Origin of the sequence: Bacillus carboniphilus, from assembly GCF_020524035.2 — a bacterium.
Classification (GTDB): Bacteria; Bacillota; Bacilli; order Bacillales; family JAIVKR01; genus Bacillus_CC.
In genome coordinates this window covers 570,650-591,494 of sequence record NZ_CP129013.1, presented here as the reverse complement: position 1 = coordinate 591,494, position 20,845 = coordinate 570,650, and the positions used below count along the sequence as shown (strand labels likewise).

Annotated in this window: 16 protein-coding genes and 2 pseudogenes; 7 read left to right on the top strand and 11 right to left on the bottom strand. The window is 34.9% G+C overall.

What is annotated here, in order from left to right:
* Positions 1–32: 32 nt before the first annotated feature.
* Positions 33–1,555: pseudogene (locus LC087_RS03015) on the bottom strand (P-type ATPase); the annotation flags it as partial.
* Between the two features lie 539 nt (positions 1,556–2,094).
* Positions 2,095–2,409 (bottom strand): ArsR/SmtB family transcription factor, encoded by a 315-nt coding sequence (locus LC087_RS03010; RefSeq protein WP_226539014.1) that lies wholly within the window; start codon positions 2,407–2,409, stop codon positions 2,095–2,097.
* Between the two features lie 184 nt (positions 2,410–2,593).
* On the opposite strand from LC087_RS03010, the gene LC087_RS03005 reads away from it, so the two are divergent.
* From LC087_RS03005 to LC087_RS02995, 3 genes are all read left to right on the top strand, one after another.
* Positions 2,594–3,055, top strand: a complete 462-nt coding sequence (locus LC087_RS03005) for a YkyB family protein (protein WP_226539013.1) — start codon at positions 2,594–2,596, stop codon at positions 3,053–3,055.
* Positions 3,056–3,606: 551 nt separating this feature from the next.
* Positions 3,607–3,705, top strand: coding sequence for a YjcZ family sporulation protein (locus LC087_RS03000; RefSeq protein WP_226539012.1), 99 nt, complete (start codon positions 3,607–3,609; stop codon positions 3,703–3,705).
* 83 nt (positions 3,706–3,788) lie between these two features.
* Positions 3,789–3,926 (top strand): YjcZ family sporulation protein, encoded by a 138-nt coding sequence (locus LC087_RS02995; RefSeq protein ID WP_226539011.1) that lies wholly within the window; start codon positions 3,789–3,791, stop codon positions 3,924–3,926.
* A 109-nt stretch (positions 3,927–4,035) separates the two neighbouring features.
* Here LC087_RS02995 and LC087_RS02990 read toward each other — a convergent pair.
* Positions 4,036–5,354, bottom strand: a pseudogene (locus LC087_RS02990) (MFS transporter).
* Positions 5,355–5,693: 339 nt separating this feature from the next.
* Here LC087_RS02990 and LC087_RS02985 point away from each other — a divergent pair.
* Positions 5,694–6,980 carry an NCS2 family permease gene (locus LC087_RS02985; protein WP_226539009.1) on the top strand — a complete coding sequence of 429 codons (1,287 nt, stop codon included), beginning with the start codon at positions 5,694–5,696 and terminating at the stop codon, positions 6,978–6,980.
* Between the two features lie 104 nt (positions 6,981–7,084).
* Complete coding sequence (locus LC087_RS02980; protein ID WP_226539008.1) at positions 7,085–7,633, top strand: PadR family transcriptional regulator; 549 nt, start codon at positions 7,085–7,087, stop codon at positions 7,631–7,633.
* A gap of 260 nt (positions 7,634–7,893) precedes the next feature.
* On the opposite strand, the gene LC087_RS02975 is transcribed toward LC087_RS02980, so the two are convergent.
* Entirely contained in the window at positions 7,894–8,415 is a 522-nt protein-coding gene (locus tag LC087_RS02975; protein ID WP_226539007.1) for an RDD family protein, read from the bottom strand.
* 193 nt (positions 8,416–8,608) lie between these two features.
* Here LC087_RS02975 and LC087_RS02970 point away from each other — a divergent pair, with 193 nt between their 5' ends.
* The gene (locus LC087_RS02970; protein WP_226539006.1) at positions 8,609–9,766 is read left to right on the top strand and encodes an aminotransferase A; all 1,158 of its coding nucleotides are present in this window, start codon (positions 8,609–8,611) and stop codon (positions 9,764–9,766) included.
* On the opposite strand, the gene LC087_RS02965 is transcribed toward LC087_RS02970, so the two are convergent.
* From LC087_RS02965 to LC087_RS02950, 4 genes are all read right to left on the bottom strand, one after another.
* A complete protein-coding gene (locus tag LC087_RS02965; RefSeq protein ID WP_226539005.1) occupies positions 9,763–11,553 on the bottom strand; it encodes an ATP-binding protein in 1,791 nt (596 codons plus the stop codon). The genes LC087_RS02970 and LC087_RS02965 overlap by 4 nt on opposite strands.
* A gap of 321 nt (positions 11,554–11,874) precedes the next feature.
* Positions 11,875–12,744, bottom strand: coding sequence for a 3-hydroxyacyl-CoA dehydrogenase family protein (locus LC087_RS02960; RefSeq protein WP_226539004.1), 870 nt, complete (start codon positions 12,742–12,744; stop codon positions 11,875–11,877).
* Between the two features lie 9 nt (positions 12,745–12,753).
* The gene (locus tag LC087_RS02955) at positions 12,754–14,370 is read right to left on the bottom strand and encodes a long-chain-fatty-acid--CoA ligase (protein ID WP_226539003.1); all 1,617 of its coding nucleotides are present in this window, start codon (positions 14,368–14,370) and stop codon (positions 12,754–12,756) included.
* Between the two features lie 274 nt (positions 14,371–14,644).
* On the bottom strand, positions 14,645–16,807 hold the full coding sequence (locus LC087_RS02950; RefSeq protein ID WP_226539002.1) for a peptidoglycan D,D-transpeptidase FtsI family protein: 2,163 nt from the start codon (positions 16,805–16,807) through the stop codon (positions 14,645–14,647).
* Positions 16,808–17,452: 645 nt separating this feature from the next.
* Between LC087_RS02950 and LC087_RS02945 the strand changes: the two genes are divergently transcribed.
* Positions 17,453–18,346 carry a CAP domain-containing protein gene (locus tag LC087_RS02945; RefSeq protein ID WP_226539001.1) on the top strand — a complete coding sequence of 298 codons (894 nt, stop codon included), beginning with the start codon at positions 17,453–17,455 and terminating at the stop codon, positions 18,344–18,346.
* 99 nt (positions 18,347–18,445) lie between these two features.
* On the opposite strand, the gene LC087_RS02940 is transcribed toward LC087_RS02945, so the two are convergent.
* The 3 genes from LC087_RS02940 to LC087_RS02930 all read right to left on the bottom strand — a co-directional run bounded on the left by LC087_RS02940 (position 18,446) and on the right by LC087_RS02930 (position 20,819).
* Positions 18,446–19,309, bottom strand: coding sequence for an NAD(P)-dependent oxidoreductase (locus tag LC087_RS02940; RefSeq protein WP_226539000.1), 864 nt, complete (start codon positions 19,307–19,309; stop codon positions 18,446–18,448).
* Positions 19,310–19,445: 136 nt separating this feature from the next.
* Positions 19,446–20,474, bottom strand: coding sequence for a spore photoproduct lyase (gene splB, locus LC087_RS02935; protein ID WP_226538999.1), 1,029 nt, complete (start codon positions 20,472–20,474; stop codon positions 19,446–19,448).
* 105 nt (positions 20,475–20,579) lie between these two features.
* Positions 20,580–20,819, bottom strand: a complete 240-nt coding sequence (locus LC087_RS02930; protein WP_226538998.1) for a transcriptional regulator SplA domain-containing protein — start codon at positions 20,817–20,819, stop codon at positions 20,580–20,582.
* Positions 20,820–20,845 lie beyond the last annotated feature (26 nt).

Below are 20,845 nucleotides of genomic sequence, written 5' to 3'. Positions count from 1 at the left end.
TAACATTTAGGTTGTTTCTATTGGTTGTTTCACTTTTTTGTTTCGTATAATACCGTTAGACTGATCAACGTAACAATTATGGTTGCACCCATGTCAGCTAATATAGCAAACCATAAGGTTAACAATCCAAATAAGCTTAACCCTAATGCAATGGCTTTTAAAGCTAAAGCAATACCTATATTTATTTTGATCAGTTTATTTACATGTCGAGCAATTTTGATTGATTCTGGCAGTTTTCCTAAATGGTCTTGCATCAGCACAATATCTGCTGTTTCAATCGCACTATCTGTTCCTTTTCCCATGGCTATCCCTATATTTGCTGTTGCTAGAGCAGGAGCATCATTAATACCATCGCCAACCATCGCAAGTCTATTACCGTAACTTTTAACCTTTTCCAGCTTTTCAGCAGGAAGTAAATTTGCAAAAAAAGATTTTATCCCAACTTCGTTAGCTACTTTTTTTGCAGACACTTCATGATCTCCAGTTAACATGACCGTTTCATTAATCCCAATCTCGTTAAGCTCTTTAATGAGTGATCTACTCTCTTGTCTAATTTCATCTGCTAATGCGAAAACCCCTAAAAGGCTTGTATCATTACCAACAAGAACAATCGTATTCCCTCTTCCTTTCAATTCAGAAATCTGTTCTTGTTGGTCCTTTAATAAATTAATTTTTCTCGCCATTTTTTCATTACCAACCCAATAAGCCTTCCCCTCAACAATAGCTTCAATACCTTCACCGCTAACCGTTTCAAATTCATCTACTTCAGGAAATTCAGTCATTGTTTCCTTCGCTTTGTCAACGATAGCTGTTGCCAAAGGATGCGATGAAGATTGTTCAATGGCTCCTGCAATCCTCATCATTTCACGATCATATTCTTTAAAAGACTCTACATAAGGTGTCCCTTTTGTTATCGTACCTGTTTTATCAAAGGCAAGCACATTTACATTACCTAACGCTTCTAAATAGGCTCCTCCTTTAATTAAAACACCCTTCCTTGCATTCTTAGTTATACCGGATAAAAGAGCAATTGGTGAAGACAGAATTAAGGCACATGGACAACCGACAATTAAAATGGCTAAACCTTCATAAAGCCAGAAAGAAAAGTCGCCTCCAAAAAAGAGAGGAGGAATTAATGTGATCAGTAATGCAGCAACCATAATGGCTGGTGTATAGTATTTAGCAAATTTATCAATAAAAAGCTCTGTTGGTGTTTTTGAATCTTGAGCTCTTGTACCATTTTAAGGATTTTTGCTAAGGAAGACTTTTCATATTCTTTTTCAATCCTAACATGGAGGACACCTTCGTTATTTATGCTCCCTCCAAAAACAGGCTCGTCTACATCCTTTTCAACCGGTAATGATTCTCCTGTAATGGCAGCTTCATTAACTGAGCTTTTTCCTTTTACAACACTCCCATCAGAAGGTACTTTCTCTCCCGACTTGACTAAAACAACATCTCCTACTTTTAACTGTTCAATCGAAACAATTTCTTCGCCTCTATCCGTTAAAAGAACAGCTTCTTTTGGAGCTACAGCTAACAAGGATTTCATGGAATCACGAGCTTTTTCCATTCCGATTCTTTCAAGCAGCTCATTTAAACCAAACAATATAGCAACTAAGGTGGCTTCCTTCCATTCTCCGATAGCTACTGCACCTGTTAAGGCAATCGTCATTAACGTATCCATCGTAAAAACAAATTTAGTGAGATTTTTAAGTCCTTTTAAAAAGGTTTTATATCCACTTAAAGTGATTGCAGTTAAGTATAGACCTTTAGAAACGATGCCTAAATCAGGTAAAAGTAATGTCGTTATGAAAAGGAAAATGGACACTCCCAATTGAGCAACCATCACTTGTTTTGGACTCCATTTTGCCACTTCATCAGATTCATCTTTGACTATTTTCGCCCCATCTGAAGATAAAATACCCTCTACCTTTTTCATGTTAATATTCTCTTCAACCGTTAGCTGACTTGTTTGATAATTCAGCCTAGCCGATTCGCCACTAGGAAGCTTTTGTATTTGTTTTTCCATAGAAAGTGTACAGTTGGGACATGATAAACCTTCAACCTCAAATGATTTCATCTTTACTCCTCCTAATTATGACGTGCATGGCGAATCGTTTCTTCTAAAACGTTTTGTACATGTTCGTCATCATGACTATAGTATAAGCTAGTTCCTTCTCTACGAAACTTTACTAAGCGTAAGTTTTTTAAAAACCTTAGCTGGTGTGAAACCGTAGATTGTGACAAAGTTAATTGACTAGCTATTTCATTTACTGAACACTCTTTTATCGACAATAAGTGCAAAATTCTTACTCTAGTGGGATCTGATAAGGCTTTAAACGTTTGTGTAACAATAAATAACGTTTCCTCATCTATGTCATAGTTAGAAGAAACATCCTCTTTCATAACCATTCCCCCTCCTTAAATCCATATATGAACATTTAATCATATATAGATCTATTTAACAAGCCTTTTTCGACATTTATTAGAATGTTGCATTTTTTCAAAAGAAACGTATAATCTTTTATAAGAGAATGACTTAACAAGCATTTTACCTCGTGTAAATTTTTACAGTTAAAGGAGATTCATTATGGATGATCATTATCAAGACAAACGGACAAATCACTCTACAGATCATATTGCAGAGGCTATTTTTACAGTCAACCGACATGCGAAAACGGCTCCTGACCCAAAGTTTCTTTACCTTCTAAAAAGAAAAGCATTGATTAAGCTTTTAAAAGAAGGTAAAGCCTCTAAAAAAGGCCTTCACTACTCTAATAACCCAAGATTTAGTCAGCAATCATCTGACGTACTTATTGAAGCAGGGAAATACTATTTTCATATGCCACCTACAAAAGAAGACTTTAAAAATTTACCTCATTTAGGAAAGTTATCCTCTTCTTATCGAAACCCAAAATCTTCTCTTTCCTTATCAATAGCAAAAGAGATACTCCAAAACTATGTAGGTTTAAAAGACGATCATGAAAAAGCTTCTTCTAAAAAACAAAAATATGAGAAACCCGTATTTAAAAAATTAGGTGAGACTTACTAAACTTTATGTCGAACCATGAATGTATAAAAACTCCTCAATCGAAGGAGTTTTTTGTATTACAACAATAATTTCAAGTCATCATATTTTTACATGAACATTTACTTTTTAGTGCGTGTTCAAAAAGTAGGGGGGAAAAGGGCCGAGAAGAACAAGGCGACTGCTTAAAGGAACGCAGGCTAAGTTCAGTCACGTCCTGTGACAACGCCTGCGCTAGCCCGTCCTTGGGCATCGAAGCACCACAGTGTACGTTCAGTATGGTTCACGGGCTAAAGGAGGAACGTCAACTAACATCGGCCACGTCCTGTGACAACGCCTGCGCTAGCACATCGTGTGCATCGCCATCCTAGGGATAACGCTCGTGCTAGCCAATCCTGACGTCGGAGCTTGGAATAGCGAGACAACAAAGTTATTCGACAGCAATTTTTCATGACTTTTTGAACAACCTCTTATAAAAAAATCCGCATTCGCCTATAAAAAACTAGTCATCTGTCCCTATCGAGACAAGTGCCCTCCTACATATTATTTAATATGACAGAAGGAGGTGTTAGAAAATGGGCGAATATGGATATGGTGCAGGGTTTGCTTTTATCGTTGTAGTTTTTGTCCTACTAGTCATTGTAGGTTGCGCATGCTGCGGAGGTTATTATTAAAATTTAGTTTATTAGCCCCAACACAAGCTTGTGGGGCTTTATTTTAAATATTACTAATAACTTTCTAAGGTGGTGAAAAAAAAATGGGCGGATACAATAGCTACGGTTATGCAGGTGGAGGTTGTAATTACGTAAACAATTGCTGTGGAAGCAACTTTATTATTATTTTAATACTATTTATTCTTTTAATTATCATTGGTGCAGGAATAACCCTTGTATAACTAACAATCATCACAAATTATATTTCCTAAACAAAATACAAGGCAAAAAGCACCTCCTATGAAAGAATTATTTAATTGTCTTTTTGCCTTGTTATTCAACTAACTTGATTTAAGCTGTTGGTTCTTCTTTTATCCTACTATGAAAAGCCAGTCCTATGATGACAAGTAAACCTAGCGATGCAATGGCAACTCGACTTGCTAAATTTCCATAATCTTTTAATAAAAGGGTAATTGTACCGTAAAGAACAGGCCCAACGATCGATGATAGCTTTCCTGAAAATGCAAACAATCCAAAAAATTGACCAAGCTTATCTTCAGGTGACATTTCAACAATTAACGTTCGTGAAGTAACCCACATGGACCCTAAAGAAACCCCAAAAAGACTTCCTGCTATCCAAAAATAAACTCCTTTCGTTGCAAAAGTAGCAATAATAATCGCTGTTAACAAAATGATTCCAACTAGCCATATCGCTCGCCTTGCTCCCATCGCTTTCGTAATGTAGCCAAACACAATGGCGCCTAAAATACTAGAAATTGTGCTGACTAAATACATAACGATAAATTCACCAGTTGTAAAACCAACTATCGCTTTAGCATAAAATGCCATCATGGCAATTGCAGTTGCGATTGCATCATTTAAAAAGAAAAAAGCTACCATAAAAAGAAATAGCCCTTTATAATGCTTCATGTCTTTAAATGTTTGAACAATTTCTCCATATCCACTAAAGAATGATTTCTTTTCTTCAGTGACTTTCTTAGGTCTATCCTTGATAAAGAAAAATAGAGGTAACGATAAAACTAAGTAAAGGATGGCTGTTGGAATAAAGGCATCATGAAAACCACTATCTCCAACTAAAGGATAAACTAATAAACCGATTAATGTACCTATGTAACCAACAGCTACCCCTATCCCTGATATGAGTGGCACTTCATCTTTTGTACCTAAATCACTTAGTATAGGATCATAAAACACAAGACTCGACTGAAAACAAAACTTTGCAATTATAAAGAATAAAATTACAAACAATAAGTTTATCGGGAGATTGAACACTAGTTGATTGCTGTTTACAGAGGCTACTACCCCCATCATCATAGTTGAAAAAACAGCCACTAATGTGAAAGGAATGACATACTTCCTCTTCAGGCCAGTCCTGTCTACTAAAACCCCATATAACGGTGAAAAAATCACAATAAAAAAACTCGCTATCGCATTTGCATAGGAAATGAAACTCCCCGCAACTTGTTTCATCGTTTCATTATTTCCAACAACTTCTTCTAAATAAAAAGGGAAAAAGATTGTGACAATATTTGAAGAAAAGATTGTATTAGCGCATCGTATAACGCCCATGAAAAAATAGGCAACGAAAATAATAAAGTTAGTGTTTTTCTACTTTCCTGTTGTATGTTTTTTTTTTGAATTTGTTCCATCATGTCTCCCCTTTTTAATGTAGTTTAATAGGATCCCCTCTTCTATCATACTTGATTTTCAGATTTTTTCATCTTATTTGACAAAAAACATCAATTTTCTAAAAAAAATCTTTTGGATCATGGTAAAATAGTGCCTATTTTTTGAGGAAATAGTATTTAAACATAGTAATTATTGATTGACAATGATGCCATAAATAGCATAATTAATGAACCTGCTTATTTACCAAAAAAAATAATGCATAAAGTCTGACCTCTTGTTATAATGCTAAATGTAAATCAGATTGTTTATACTACTGATTGACGGGCAGGGTTGAGGGTTACAATTAAGGAAGGATATAGATGGAACGATTTTTCCAACTCAATAAACAAGGAACAACGATTCGGAAGGAATTACTTGCAGGAACGATTTCCTTTTTCACTATTGTCTATATTGTTGTCGTCAATGCATCTATTTTAACGGATGCTGGAATTCCATTAGAAGCAGGTATTCTTGCAACTGTGTTAAGTTCGTTTGTCGGATGTTTAATAATGGGTTTTTTCGGTAACACCCCCATTATTGTGGTTCCTGGGATGGGAGTTAACGCTCTATTCACCTATACCATTTGCCAATCGATGGGATTAACTTGGCAAGAAGGTTTAGCCGTTGTTTTTGTTTCAGGCATTTTGTTTTCAATTATTGCCTTTACAAAGCTGTCACATATTATTTCTGATGCAATCCCTTCTTCTTTAAAAGAAGCCATTACAGTAGGAATAGGAATTTTCCTTACATTTATTGGTCTTCAAAAAGGGGGCATCGTCGTGGGGAGTGAAACCACTTTTGTTGCCCTAGGAAATATGACTGACTTACATGTACTTGCAACGGTGATTACGTTAATCTTAACGGTCATCCTATTTGCTCGAAATGTCCCAGGTAATTTTTTGATAAGTATGGTTATGGGTACTTTGATTGCTTGGATGTTTGGACTTATTGAGAACCAAGCGGCAACGAGCTCAAACTTTTCCTTTACAGATTACTTATCCGTGTTTGGCGCCATGTCATTTGACCGTTTTTTTGATGTCGTTTTCTGGACCGCTACTTTTTCTTTAACCATGGTCATTGTGTTTGAAAACATTGGCTTAGTTCATGGTCACGTCCAAATGATTAACCAGCCAGAACGGTATAAAAAATCACTACAATCAACTTCACTATCAACGATTACTTGTGGAATTTTCGGTACAAGTCCGACAGTTGCAACAGTAGAAACCGCCTCTGGAATAACAGCTGGTGGAAGAACGGGTTTAACAGCGATCACGACTGGAATGTTGTTTTTTCTTTCATTATTCTTTATTCCATTCGTTAAACTAGTTCCTGATAGTGCGATTGCTCCAATTTTAATCTTAATTGGCGGTTTAATGATCCAAAATATCCAAAACATTAATTTGAAAGATTTCACAGAAAGCTTTCCAGCATTCTTGATCATTACACTTATTCCATTAACCTATAGTATTGTTGATGGTATGGCATTTGGTTTCATTGCATACCCACTTATTAAAATTGCCATGAACCGACATAAAGAGGTAACCTTACCTCTCTATATTATCGCTCTTTTATTTTTGGCAAATTTTATAGCACATTCACTACATTAAAAACGAGGAAAGAGATGGATTGATTCCATCTCTTTTTTTACTATTGAACAAATGGAAAAGATCTCTATATAATATGAATAGCGATATAGAAGAGAGGTATTTTCATGTCAATGAAATTAATCATTTTAGGACTGCTCATGGAAAAAGATGCACACCCTTATGAACTGAAACAAACCATGTCTGAAAGGCATTTAGACCACCTTATAAAACTACAGAAGGGGTCTTTATATTATGCCATTGATAAACTACATAAAGATAAGATGATAGACGTTGTCGAAGTCATTACAGATACGAATAGACCTGATCGAACAGTTTATAGAATAAATAGAGCTGGTAAGGAACATTTTTACGACCTACTTTATAAAATGTTATCAACAAATGAAAGAAACTATCACCCCTTAAGTATTGGGCTATCATTTTCCTTATATGGAGATCAAGAAAAAATAATAGATATCTTTCAAAAAAGAAAAAAACTTGTCATATCAAGATATAATGAACTAAATGAAGTGTATAAACAGTACCATAAGTTTATACCAAGACCCGTCATTCATTTAATTAAAGGCACGTTAGAACAAATGGATATTGAAATTAGGATGCTTGAAAATTTAATTATGGATGCGCAAAATGGGAATTTGCAAACCTTTGGGGAATAAAGAAAAGTGGAAGCGACCGTTTAGTGACGCAGGTGCTTATAGCCCCCCCGCATGAGATATAGGAAACACGAAAGGCCGCAGGCTTCGATGTTGACTTATCGTAGAGAGGAGGGCGAAGCAACACCAGTCACTGGTCGCTGGAGCTAGACAATAAAGAAAAGTGGAAGCGACCGTTGTAAGGTTTTCATGAGAAAAACGGTGAATATGAAAAGACTTGTTGTCTGATAAGAGGACAACAAGTCTCAATAAACAAAATTAGATTATTTTCTTAAAACTAACGTACCTGCAATTAAATCGTGTAAGCTTTGTTTTTTTGCAGTGAAGAAGGCAATAATATAACCGATCATGAAGATAGGTGAAGAAATAAACGATTTACTAAAGAACCTTCCTGTTGCTCGACCAAAGCCAATTCTTTCGCCATTCACGTTTGTTACCTTGATACTACATGCTAATTTACCAGGAGTTGCTTGGAGCTTCGAAGATTGGAAAATCGCATAATAAAGGTAACACATGATAACTAATAATAAAATAAAAAAAGATATGATAGGCATAAGTTCCCAAAAAATTTCAACAGCAAATTCCTCCGACACAGACTCGGGATTCTGTTCTAAAATAAGGATCTTATCATAGAGTTCATCACTTATAGTAAAAAGTGAATAAACAAACTGCAATACAAATGATAAAATGGATAGTATAATTCCATCTAAAAGATGTGCAGCAAACCTTAATCCTATACTGGCATACTCATAACTTTCCACCTTCGAGTTTTGTATTTCTTCCATTTTTTTCTCTCCCTTAACAAAATTGTTGCTTTTAAAAAAAAAGTAACTATGTTAGTTATACCTATTTAATATTTAAACATCAAGTCTTATAATAGAATTTAATACTGACATGCACTTAAAAATCAATATCAGGCAAATAGAACTAAATACATAACAAGAAATGAACTATTGAATGAACTTAAAGGATGATTTTATGGAACATACTATAAATAGTCAAGTGAAAAATATTCAAATTTCAGGGATTCGACAGTTTTTTAACATGGTTTCACAATATGAGGATGTATTATCGTTAACGATAGGACAACCTGATTTTCCAACTCCAGAACATATTAAAGAAGCAGCCAAGCTAGCCATTGATGAAAATTTCACAACCTATACTGCAAATGCAGGAATGTTACAGTTACGTCAAGCCATTGCCCAATACTATTATGATAAAGATCAACTTCAATACTCTCCTAAAGATCAGATTATAGTGACGAACGGTGCCAGTCAAGGAATAGATATAACCTTCCGTACAATTTTATCAGACGGAGATGAAGTTCTCTTACCAGGACCGATTTATCCTGGTTATGAACCTTTAATTAAACTTAGTGAAGCTAAGCCTATTTATGTTGATACAACAACGAGCAATTTTCAGATAACAGCCGAACAAATTAAGCCTTTATTGTCTAATAAAACTCGCTGTATTGTGTTGCCATATCCTTCAAATCCTACAGGCGTATCTATCTCAGAAGAAGAACTAGAGAAGATAGCTAACCTTGTCAAAGGTCGTAATATTTTTATACTGTCGGATGAAATATATAGTGAGCTACAGTTTTCCAATAAGCACCTTTCGATTGCTTCATTTTTGCCCAACCAAACGATCATTATAAATGGTTTGTCTAAATCCCATAGTATGACAGGATTTCGAATTGGTTTTTTACTTGGTCCAGCCGAAATTGTTCAACATGTTTTAAAAGTTCATCAATACAATGTTTCTTGTACTTGTTCCATTTCACAAAGAGCTGCTCTGGCTGCTCTGACAAATGGGAGAGATGATCCGATCAAAATGAGAAAAGAATACGAAAAACGTCTTGACTATGTCTATAAGCGATTAATTAAAATGGGAATGGATGTCGTCAAGCCTGATGGAGCCTTTTATCTTTTTCCAAAAGTTCCTTTTCAAAACATGACTTCTTTTCAATTTGCGATTGATTTACTTGAGAAGGCTAGGGTAGCTGTTGTGCCTGGTAGTTCTTTTTCTTTATATGGTGAGGGCTACTTTAGGCTTTCATTTGCTTATAACATGGCCCAGCTTAAAGAGGCTCTTGATCGATTAGAAAGCTATTGTTCAAGCATAGTTGGACCTTAATCAACTACTTCTTCAAAAGGGAACGTTTTAGGTAATAATACCTCAAACGTTGTCCCTTTGCCTTTTTTACTATAAACATTAATAGCCCCTTGATGATGATGAATAATTTTATATGTAATCATAAGACCTAACCCTGTTCCATTTGGTTTCGTTGTTATAAAAGGCTCTCCTAGTTTCTTTATTAAATGATCTGGAATCCCTTCTCCTTCATCCACAACCTTTATCACGATCTCATGATTGGATTTATTTTCTAGTTCAACGTTCACTTTTCCACCATTCGGCATCGCTTCTATTGCATTTTTAATTAAATTGATAAAAACTTGCTTTATCTGATTTTCATCACAGACGATGGGCTCTTCTTGTTTGATATCCTTAACGATTTGTACGTTTTTCATATTTGCTTCCGTCTCTAATAAAGTAATAACATCGTTTAATATTTTATGAATAGCAATTTCTTTGAGTTGTGCTTTTTGGGGCTTAGCTAGTAAAAGGAGCTCACTTAAAATGAGTTCGACTCGATTCAGCTCCGAAAATACAATATCGACATATTCATCATTTTTAAGTTCTTCTCCCCTCATTAGCTGTAAAAAACCTTTTATGGCTGTTAAAGGATTCCTTATTTCATGAGCAATTCCCGCAGCTAATTGTCCTGCCACTGAAAGCTTCTCAGATTGGAGCATTAACTCTTCCGCCTGCTTTCGCTCAGACAAATCCCTTAATATTACTTGTACAGCAGGTTCACCAAAATAAGTTGTAGGCAATGAAATCATTTCAGTATAAACTTCTTGTTGATTGGGAGTAGCCCATGTCAAATTGGCGATTGTTTTTTCTTTAACCTTACATAAAATATGCGAGAACATTTCCTTTACATTTGAATGATATTCTTTATTTAAGTTCGAAAAGACGTCATGACCTAAAATGTTTGAATAATTAGGGACATTAAACAGCTTGAGCCCAGATTCATTGATAAAAACCCACTTATTTTCGTGGATAACAGCGATTGTATCTACAGAGTTTTGAATTAACCTTTGATAACGCTCTCTATTTTTTTGTAGTAATTTTTGAAAACTTTTTCGTGATGTAATGTCCATTAATGTCATGATATTAGCATCTTTTCCTTTAAACATCATTCTTCCTGTCTTCATTTCAATCTCTAACATTTGTCCATCTAACCTTTTCCATTTTTGCTCCGTTTTTTTCGAGGTGGTCAAAATAGATGAATCATAACCATAAATGAATTGCTCAATCTTCTTACCTACAATTTCACTTGTAGCTTTTGCACCTAAAAGAAAAAGACAATAATGATTAACAAATACGATTGAATCCTCTATTGTTATGACAATAGGAGTAGGTATATCATTTAAATAAGCATAATCAATGGGGGTTTGTCCATATGGAAGTGATTGTTCTCGAGTTGGAAGGTGATCATTCAATGAATAATCTATTTCACGAGGTTTAATTTTAATAATAATTTCTGTCTGATTGCATAGCTGATTTTGAATAATTTCGACAGTCGCTTCAACCCATAAACAGGAACCATCCTCTTTAACAAGACGAAGAAACAAAGGTTCAAGATGGTGGTCATTGTAAAAATAAGAATCTATTAAAAAAATGTCTTCTTCATGAACATAGTGTCTAATATTTTTTCCGATGAGCTCCTGCTGTTCATAGCCTAACAGTTGAAAACAATTGGTTGAAACAAAACGAAAATGACCACTTTCCGATAAAAGGATATAAACCTCAATTAATTGAATAGGATCCTTTGTTTCGTTTAGTTCTTTTTTCATCAATTCCCCTCCTTCAAACCACCTTTTTCGATTGATAATCAAAAATGATTATGAGCTTAGTGCCTTTTCAACTCAAAAAAGCTTTTTTAGCTCTTTTGAAACCACCGATCACTTGTCTCTAGTTGTTAAGTTTATGAATTCTTAAAGGATTCCTCGTTCCTGTCACTGTTCATAATTGAAAAACTCATTCTTTAGTTCAATGTTTCATATAGAACCATTTCTACCTTCACAGAGAAAATCCTTCCACATTTGAAAGAAAAAAAGAATAACTTCAAAATGATAATTCCTTTTTGAAGTTATTCTTTTAATTACCCCCTTTAGTTAAGGTGAATATTGATAAAACCCTTTACCGGTCTTTCTACCTAGATGACCTTTTTTTACTTTATCCTCTAAACACTTAAATGGCTTATCCAAAGGATCTCCTGTTTCCTCATACCTTTGCTGCATGACATAATAACCAACATCAATACCTGATAAATCCATTAACTCAAACGGTCCAAGAGGATGATTAAGTGCTTTTTTACAAACTAGATCAATATCTTCAAAGCTAGCGTAACCATTTTCATATAAGTATACCGCCTCTTTTTGCAAGGCTCCTAAAATACGATTGGCGACAAAACCAGAGATTTCTTTTTCAAGGACTACTGCACTTCGATTAATCTTGTCACAGACAGCCTCTGTAATTAAAGTCGTTTCCTGACTTGTTTGATCACTTTTAACAATCTCAACACAATCCATTTTCACTGGTGGAAAGAAAAAGTGCATGTTAATAACTTTTTCTTTCCGATTCGTTACTTCAGCTAATAACGAATTGACAATAGTTGAACTATTTGTCGCAAGGATGGCTTCCTTTGGAGCACACTCATCTAACTTTCGAAAAACCTCTTGCTTTACGGATAGCTTTTCAACTACGGCTTCTATTATAAACGGTGTATTCGAAACGGCTTCTAAAAAATTTGTCGTGAAGATCAGATTTTTGTAAGCGATTTCAATTTTATCTTCAGAAAATCTTTGTTTTTCAATCCATCTACTCGTTAACTGATCGAGTTTTTGTTTAGCATTTTTCAATGCTAGTTCTTCTTTATCATACAAAAAAGTTTTGAATCCTCCTAAACAACATAGCATGGCTATTTGGTGACCCATTTGACCTGCTCCAATTACTGCAATGGAATCAATATCTTCAATCTTCATTAAATCCTCCTATTGTTTCGTGACTTCTTCTCTTAATGCTCTTCTTAAAATCTTTCCTACATTCGTCTTAGGTAATTCTGTTCTAAACTCAAAGATAGTAGGTACTTTATAGGCAGAAAGTCTTTCTTTACAGTATTCAATCATTTCTTCTTCAGATGCTGATCTATTTTCTTTAAAGACGAGAACTGCTTTTACGGTCTCACCCCGATACTGATCAGGTATACCTATAACGACTGCTTCTTGTATAGCTGGGTGTTCATATAAAACTTCCTCAATATCTCTAGGATAAATGTTAAATCCACTTGCAATAATCATATCTTTCTTTCGATCTACAATATACAAATATCCCTCCTCATCTAACCTACCAATGTCCCCTGTATAAAACCAGCCATCCCTCAAAGCAATCGCTGTTTCTTCATCATTATTCCAATAGCCTTTCATCACTTGAGGTCCACTTATAACAACTTCACCTAGTTCGTTCGCTCCTAACTCTTCTTTTCCTGTGGCAATATCGACTATTTTAATGGCTGTTTTAGGTACTCCCATCCCTACACTTCCTGGCTTTCGAACACTATCAATTGGATTACAAGTTGCAACTGGAGATGTTTCAGATAGCCCGTATCCTTCGACAATCATCGCTCCAGACATTTTTTCAAACCTTTTTAATAATTCTACTGGCATTGGCGCACTACCACTATTACAGAGCCAAAGGCTTTTTAAACTCTCGGGAGTTACTTTTGGATGGTTTGTTAAGGCTACATACATGGTCGGAACTCCAGGAAATACTGTTGGCTTTTCCTTTTCAATGATTTGCAAGATCTCATCTACATCAAAGCGAGGAACTATGATTAACTCATTCCCAAAATATACAGGAAAGGTCAAACTTGTCGTTAATCCGAAGATATGAAAATAAGGAGCAACTGCTAACGATATATCTTCTCCAGGCCCAATTTTCGTTTTAAAAACTTCGGCAGACTGAATGACGTTTGCAACTAAATTATAGTGCGTTAACATGACTCCTTTTGATCTCCCAGTCGTCCCTCCCGTATATTGTAAAACTGCAACATCATGTTTTGCATCGATATGAGGTGGTATAAATGATGGGGTTGCCGTTTGGATAAAGTCTTCAAATGCCTGATCTTGTGATGGGGGTGTAAAAGGCTTTTGCAAGCTAACAGTAATCACTTGTTTTACCTTCGTTTCAGGTTGTACTTTTTTAACTAATTCATAAACCGCATCAAAAGCAACAATCATATTTGCTCCTGAATCTTTCAATATATAGTCTAGTTCTCGTTCAACAAGCAAAGGATTTACTTGTGTTACAATTCCACCTGCTTGTAAAATTCCGAAAAATGCAATGACATATTGCGGGCAATTCGGGAGCATAATGGCAACCCGATCTCCTTTTTTTAATCCTTTGTTTTGCAATGCAGAAGCAAAGGCGAGTGAATTTTTATAAAGTTCCGCATAATTTAGCTTCTTCCCATAAAAGGATAAAGCCGTATGATCTTGATAAAGTTTTGCACTCCTCTTCAACAAAAATGACACGGGTTCTTCAGGAATTTCTACATCATGTGAACAGGCAGTATGGCTATAATCTGCAAAAAACTTTGTTCGATCTTCCACAAATATTGCCTCCTTATTATTTTCTTTTTTGTAGTAATCTATGAAGCTACTTCTATGATATACATTATATAGCAACTTGTTCAAGTATTATTCCGAAAATTCTTATAATTTTATATAATATTTACCTGAGGCTGTCAGGATGATAAAGAATAGTGAAGAACAATGCGATAGATGTAAACCACCGTTTTTTCATCAAACAAACTTCCCCCCTCTATTTTTTCTTCTATTAAATGGCTGTAACACTTTTAAACTTTCAAAAAAACGAACCAGCTCATCACTGATTCGTTTCTTCCTCCTCTTGTTCACCTTCGGATTGATTACCTTCTTCTGAGTCTTCCCCAATTTTCATATTTGCGCCTAACATTCCTTCCTCTTGATAGTCTTTTTGGAGATCATCATATAATTTGACGATTTCTTTAGATATTATTTTATTAAAATCTCCTCCACCTTTTGAATTTTGGTCAGGTACAATTACACTGAAAGAAATTTCAGGGTCATTACTAGGAAAATAGCCTACAAAAGTACTATTAACCTTTCCACTTCCTATAGCTTTTTGTGCCGTTCCAGTTTTTCCAGCAACATCATAACCTTCAAATTTTCCAGCAGCTGTCCCTGAACTAACTACTCTTTTGAAACCTGTTTGCACCCTATCAATCTCAATTTCATTGTTATTAACTTTACTTATGATTTTTTTTGAATTTTGTGTTACTACTGGACCAATTGTTTTATCTGTATGTGAATGATGAATAGACTTTACTAATTGTGGTTTAATTCTATATCCACCATTGGCAATAGTAGAAACATATTGAGCCATTTGTAAAGGTGTATAGGTATCAAACTGACCGATTGTTAAATCTAGAAAATTACCTGAGTCAACAATATCATTTTGCAATCCATTTGATTCATAAGGAAGGTCAATACCTGTTTTCACCCCAAGTCCAAACTGACTAAATGCATTTCTAAAATTCTGTAGAGCTGTTTGATCTTTTGGTAATGGCATATTAGGGTAATAAGTCTTTCCTAAATATAATAAACCAATATGATACATATAAACATTTGAACTTTTTTGCAAAGCAACCAGATCATTTACAGCACCTAAACCACCACGATTATAAGATGCTTTCTCTACATTACCAGCAAAATACAACTTTTTATCAATGAAAGTTGTATTTATTTTTAACCCTTCTTGATATCCCGCCAATACAGTTGCCCCTTTTACGGCAGAACCATATTCAAACTGTTCGGTAAACGTTCCAAACGATCTATCTTCATATTCGCCCGATTCCTTATTATAATAAACACCCGACATGGCCAAGACACTGCCATCATTTGGGTCCATAACGACTGCATATAAGCGGTCAACATTATAATTCCCGCTAGCCCTTGCAGCTTTTAAGTTTTTTAGTAGTATTTCATCCACTTTTTGTTGAAATAAAATATCCACCGTCGTTACAAGATCATAGCCTCTCCTGCCTTCATCGACAAGTCTCTTCTCAATTGTATTTCCATCACGATCGGTAATATACTCATAAGTTCTCTTTTCTGGATGAAGGTATTCTTCGTATTGATATTCAAGTTGACTTTTTCCTACACGGTCCGCTCGAGAATAGTCTCTCGCTAAATAAAAATCCTCACGCTCTTCCAATATGCCATTATCCGTTACACTTCCTAAAATTGTTCGAAACGTATCCTCATAAGGATAGCTACGTTTCCAATCGGAGGCGATATCAATCCCCTCTAATTCTTCTAGTTTTTCAGAAACTTCTGCTAACTCTTTTTCAAACTGTTCTTTTTCTTTCTCTGTTTTTGCTTCTGCCTTCGTTTTAACAATTTGAGGTTGATAACGATAGCCGGAGAACCGTTTATATAATAAGGCTAATTCACGCTCTTTTTCATCAGCTTTTATTGCCTTCCAGTCTTTTTCTTTGACACGATTGACTTGAAGTTGATAGACTTCACCGTTTTCCAATCCTTTTGCTTCTTTGTCACTCACAAGTTTTTCTGCTTCTTTCAAATGTGCTGCAATCCAATAATCCTTATAATCCCGGTCTTTAAGCTGTTTCTCCCATTCTTCCTCACTGTAATTAAACTCAATAATTTCACCTAGCTTTTTAGCCGTTTTTATTTTGTCTTCAGCATCTGTTTTTCCATCTTGAGTAAACATAATGGCCGGAATTCCTTCATTGTCTACGATTACCCGTCCGTAACGATCATACATTTTCCCTCGAGGAGCTGGGAAAGAGGAAATCTGCCTTTCTGTACGATTCACTTCCTTCGCATAGCTCTCTCCTTCAATAAGCTGAACATAACCTAACTTAATTATTAATAATACAAATAAAAGAAAAATAATAAAGAAGAAAAAATTCACTCTAAAAACACGTGACTTTTTCATCTTTTTTAAGTCATTTTTTGATTGTTGTAATGGTTGTTCCGTCATTCGATACTACTCCTTTATCACTTTCACTCATATAAATTACTCTTATTCACCTTTTAAGGATGAAATGCCTAGTAAATTTGAATTTTTTTATATTGATGATATTTCTCTCCTACTATACCATTCCTATCACCTAGTTTTCTACTATTAATTGCGTTTATTTGAATTATTTCCCCTAAATTATTCACTATTAAAACTTGGTATATTATAAATTTAACTAAGGAGGAAATGTTACTAAATAAACAGTTCGTTTTGCCCATTAGATGACGAGATTATTATGGTAGTATGATGATGGCTATCATATTACTCTAAGAGGTGGATATTAGATAGATTCTTAAAAATTTTATATCTATTCTATATCCAGAAGTAAATACTCCTGTTAATGAAAAAGTTGTCATACCAACGTAAAACTTGTTAAAAAGCCTTCTCATCATCTCTTCTGTCAATATCTATTTCCTAGTAATATATTCTTATTTTCTATATATTTACCTTTCCTTCAAAAACAAACAACCACTAAAAATGCGACTTTTCAAATCATTCAAACGAAGATCTATTCTTTACCACCTTTTCTGGAAACAAGGACCGTAAATATGACAAAAACCATATGATATGATTTTACTGAAATCACAACAAGGAGGAGTTATTCAAATGAAAAAAACTGTTATAGGGACAATGGCTATAGCTGCATCATTATTTGTCTTACAACCTACAAATAGCGCTTCAGCACAAGAAACACAAGATAATCAAAAATTTTCTTTAAAGAAAATTGCTCAAAATATGGATCTACTTGAGATGAGTAATCTTATGAATGTAAAGCAATCCTTTAATACAGATGCTTTCTCATGTGGACCTCTTAAAGAAAGACTAGATGAAACAAAACAACAATCAGAAAAAGAAAATGCTTCAAACGAACAAGAAAAACAATCTAAAAATCAAAAACAGAAAAAACAAAAGGAACAGCAACAAAGTCTTCCCGATAAAGAAGATAGTGAAAAAGCCAAACAATCGGATGCAAACGAAAGTAATTCAAGTGAAGATACAAACACTGAACAAAGTGAGACTTCAGAAGAAGCAACTCCTGTAGAAGAAAATGATAGCGTAGAAGAAAATGATAGCGTAGATGAAGATCTTATCGAAGAAGAAGATACTAAAGTCACAACTTCTCTTCATGCATTCGAAGAGGAAGTGATTGAATTAACCAATGTAGAGAGAGCAAAGTATGGATTATCAGCATTACAACTAGATGAAGAACTAAACAAGGTCGCTAGAGAAAAATCGTTGGACATGCAACAAAATAATTATTTCTCTCACAACAGTCCTACCTATGGATCGCCTTTTGATATGATGAATGAATTCGGTATAGATTATCGTGCAGCAGGTGAAAATATAGCGATGGGTCAACAGTCTCCTGAACAAGTAGTAGAGGCTTGGATGAATAGTGAGGGTCATAGACAAAATATCTTGAGTGAAAATTTCACACATATCGGCGTAGGATATGTAGAAGATGGTCATTATTGGACTCAGCTATTTATCGGTAAATAAGTTTAAAACTTAAATACTATTGTATAAAAACCAAGAATGCTAGTTTTTTAACATTCTTGGTTTTCGTTATTTACTTTTTGCTATTCAAATGAAACGGCTTCAATTAAATAGTTTATATAATGCTTGAGTTCCTAAGTCTTCATCTCCTTGATGGCTCAGCTTTTCATATAATTGCTTGGCTAACGTTAAACCTGGAATAAATAATTCCATCGCGTCTGCTTCTTCAATCGCAATTTCGATATCTTTAATAAAATGTTTAATATAAAACCCCGGATCATAGTTTTCTTCCAACATTCGGGGGGCTAAATGAGAAAGTGACCAACTACCTGCCGCTCCTCCAGTAATGCTCTCAAGAACTTGCTTAGGATCTAAACCTGATTTTTCTGCATAAGCCATCGCTTCACAAACACCTATCATTCCAGAAGCAATAGCAATTTGATTGCACATCTTCGTATGCTGACCAGCACCATGTGGACCTTGCAAAATGATATTTTCCCCAAAGTACTCTAAAATCGGTTTTACTTCTTGAAAAACCTTTTCTTCCCCCCCAACCATAACGGTTAATGTGCCATTTTTAGCTCCTATATCTCCTCCTGATACTGGTGCGTCTAAAATGGATACATGTTGCTCTTTTGCTATTTCAGAAAGTTTCTTAGCAAGGGATGGCTTTGAAGTCGTTAAATCAATACAGATGGCTTCAGGAAGTAGATTTTCAATGAGCCCTTTTGAGCCTAAATAAATTTCTTCCACATCTTTTGGATAGCCAACCATCGTCATGACAAGCTCACTTGTTTGTGCTATTTCAGCGACAGTATCCTTCCATATTGCTCCTTTATCAATAAGCTCTTGAGCCTTACTCTTTGTTCTCGTATGTATATTGACCGTATAACCTGCCTTCAATAAATGAGAGACCATACTTTTCCCCATCACTCCGGTACCAATAAAACCGATTTTTTTCATCATAATCACTCCTCTCATAAAAAATAGCACGACAATATGAATTATTCAACTTAACAAAACCATACTAAATAATGATGATTTCTCAAAGTAAGATATGGCAATATAAAAATGGTGCCTATTTAATGACACCATTTTTTAATCAAGTAAAATACTCGATTTTCGCATCAGGAAAAAACTCATTAACATAACTTTCCAGCGATTCACGTAATTGCTGTTCTTCATCTTTTGGATATATATATTTGCCAATTCCATACCTTCCCCATTTATATCTTCTTTCCTCTTCATCCATTTCTAGTTTTGACTTTGGATAGTTTTTTTGGATGACCCGTTTTGCAGGTTTTGTGAAACGATGTTGAATCATTTCAAACGTAATATCTTGACGTTCTTCTTTCGGAAGCTGTTTGTCTAGCTTCATAAATAAATTTCGATACCCTTCCTGCCAATTTTCATGTATATAAATAGGAGCAACAATAAACCCTAATGGGTAACCAGCTTTAGCCACTTTACTTGCTGCTTCTATTCTTTCTTTCAAAGGAGAAGTTCCTGGTTCAAAATTTTTTATGACATAATCCGCGTTAATGCTGAAACGAAACCTCGTCTTTCCATTATGTTTTGCGTCCAGTAAATGATCAACGTGAGAAAATTTTGTTACAAACCGTAGCTTTCCTAAATCGGTTTCTCCAAAATATTCAATCGTTTTCTTTAACGTATGCGTTAAGTGGTCAATTCCAACAATATCAGAAGTACAAGAAGCTTCGAACCGTGTTTCATCTGGAGAACGTTCTTTCATATAATCTGTTGCTTGATCTAAAATTTCATCTACATTTACGTAGGTACGAATATAGGGCTTACTCCCCATTGTCGTTTGCAAATAACAATAATGACAATGCCCCATACACCCCGTCGCTAATGGAATAGCATATTCTGCAGATGGTTTAGATGAATCAAATTTCAATGTTTTTCTTACACCAATAACTAGCGTTGATTTTGAAACACGATATTTCTGAAAATCTGTATCACCTGGAATATTTCTTACTTGGTTATGGGAGGTAGTTTTACGAATTTCAACCCCTAAATCGGTAAATTTATCTAATAGCTCTTCTCCTAACTCATATTCAAGAGCCCTTGGTTCGTAATAAACAAGTTGCGGCATGAATGGTTTGACCATAGAAGACACTTCCTCCAATTCATTGTATACCATTAAGGTGTGCACTAGCTCAGTTGTCTAAACAGCTAAATTTTGGAGTATATATGAAGGAATTATCTTTAAAAATTATTTTTGATTATAGTCAAAAATGGAGTTGTACATTTGTTCAGCCTCATCATAAGAAGGGAATATGGCATCATCTTCACTTAATAAGTGATAAGACTCGTGTAAAAATAAGGCGACATCCTCGCCGTTTTTTGGATGAGGAACAACCTCTGCTTGTTGTATATTCGCCACATTAGGTGTATGTGGGTTTCTATAAATGACATACACCTCATCTCCTGGTTGAACATCCTTTTTTTCCATTTGATCAACTCCTTTTCTTCGTTATT

What these genes read in the sequence shown, in the direction of transcription:
- LC087_RS03010 (WP_226539014.1), bottom strand. Translation starts at nt 2,409, where the DNA reads ATGAAAGAGGATGTTTCTTCTAACTATGACATAGATGAGGAAACGTTA.
- LC087_RS03005 (WP_226539013.1), top strand. Translation starts at nt 2,594, where the DNA reads ATGGATGATCATTATCAAGACAAACGGACAAATCACTCTACAGATCAT.
- LC087_RS03000 (WP_226539012.1), top strand. Translation starts at nt 3,607, where the DNA reads ATGGGCGAATATGGATATGGTGCAGGGTTTGCTTTTATCGTTGTAGTT.
- LC087_RS02995 (WP_226539011.1), top strand. Translation starts at nt 3,789, where the DNA reads ATGGGCGGATACAATAGCTACGGTTATGCAGGTGGAGGTTGTAATTAC.
- LC087_RS02985 (WP_226539009.1), top strand. Translation starts at nt 5,694, where the DNA reads ATGGAACGATTTTTCCAACTCAATAAACAAGGAACAACGATTCGGAAG.
- LC087_RS02980 (WP_226539008.1), top strand. Translation starts at nt 7,085, where the DNA reads ATGTCAATGAAATTAATCATTTTAGGACTGCTCATGGAAAAAGATGCA.
- LC087_RS02975 (WP_226539007.1), bottom strand. Translation starts at nt 8,415, where the DNA reads ATGGAAGAAATACAAAACTCGAAGGTGGAAAGTTATGAGTATGCCAGT.
- LC087_RS02970 (WP_226539006.1), top strand. Translation starts at nt 8,609, where the DNA reads ATGGAACATACTATAAATAGTCAAGTGAAAAATATTCAAATTTCAGGG.
- LC087_RS02965 (WP_226539005.1), bottom strand. Translation starts at nt 11,553, where the DNA reads ATGAAAAAAGAACTAAACGAAACAAAGGATCCTATTCAATTAATTGAG.
- LC087_RS02960 (WP_226539004.1), bottom strand. Translation starts at nt 12,744, where the DNA reads ATGAAGATTGAAGATATTGATTCCATTGCAGTAATTGGAGCAGGTCAA.
- LC087_RS02950 (WP_226539002.1), bottom strand. Translation starts at nt 16,807, where the DNA reads ATGACGGAACAACCATTACAACAATCAAAAAATGACTTAAAAAAGATG.
- LC087_RS02945 (WP_226539001.1), top strand. Translation starts at nt 17,453, where the DNA reads ATGAAAAAAACTGTTATAGGGACAATGGCTATAGCTGCATCATTATTT.
- LC087_RS02940 (WP_226539000.1), bottom strand. Translation starts at nt 19,309, where the DNA reads ATGATGAAAAAAATCGGTTTTATTGGTACCGGAGTGATGGGGAAAAGT.
- splB (WP_226538999.1), bottom strand. Translation starts at nt 20,474, where the DNA reads ATGGTCAAACCATTCATGCCGCAACTTGTTTATTACGAACCAAGGGCT.
- LC087_RS02930 (WP_226538998.1), bottom strand. Translation starts at nt 20,819, where the DNA reads ATGGAAAAAAAGGATGTTCAACCAGGAGATGAGGTGTATGTCATTTAT.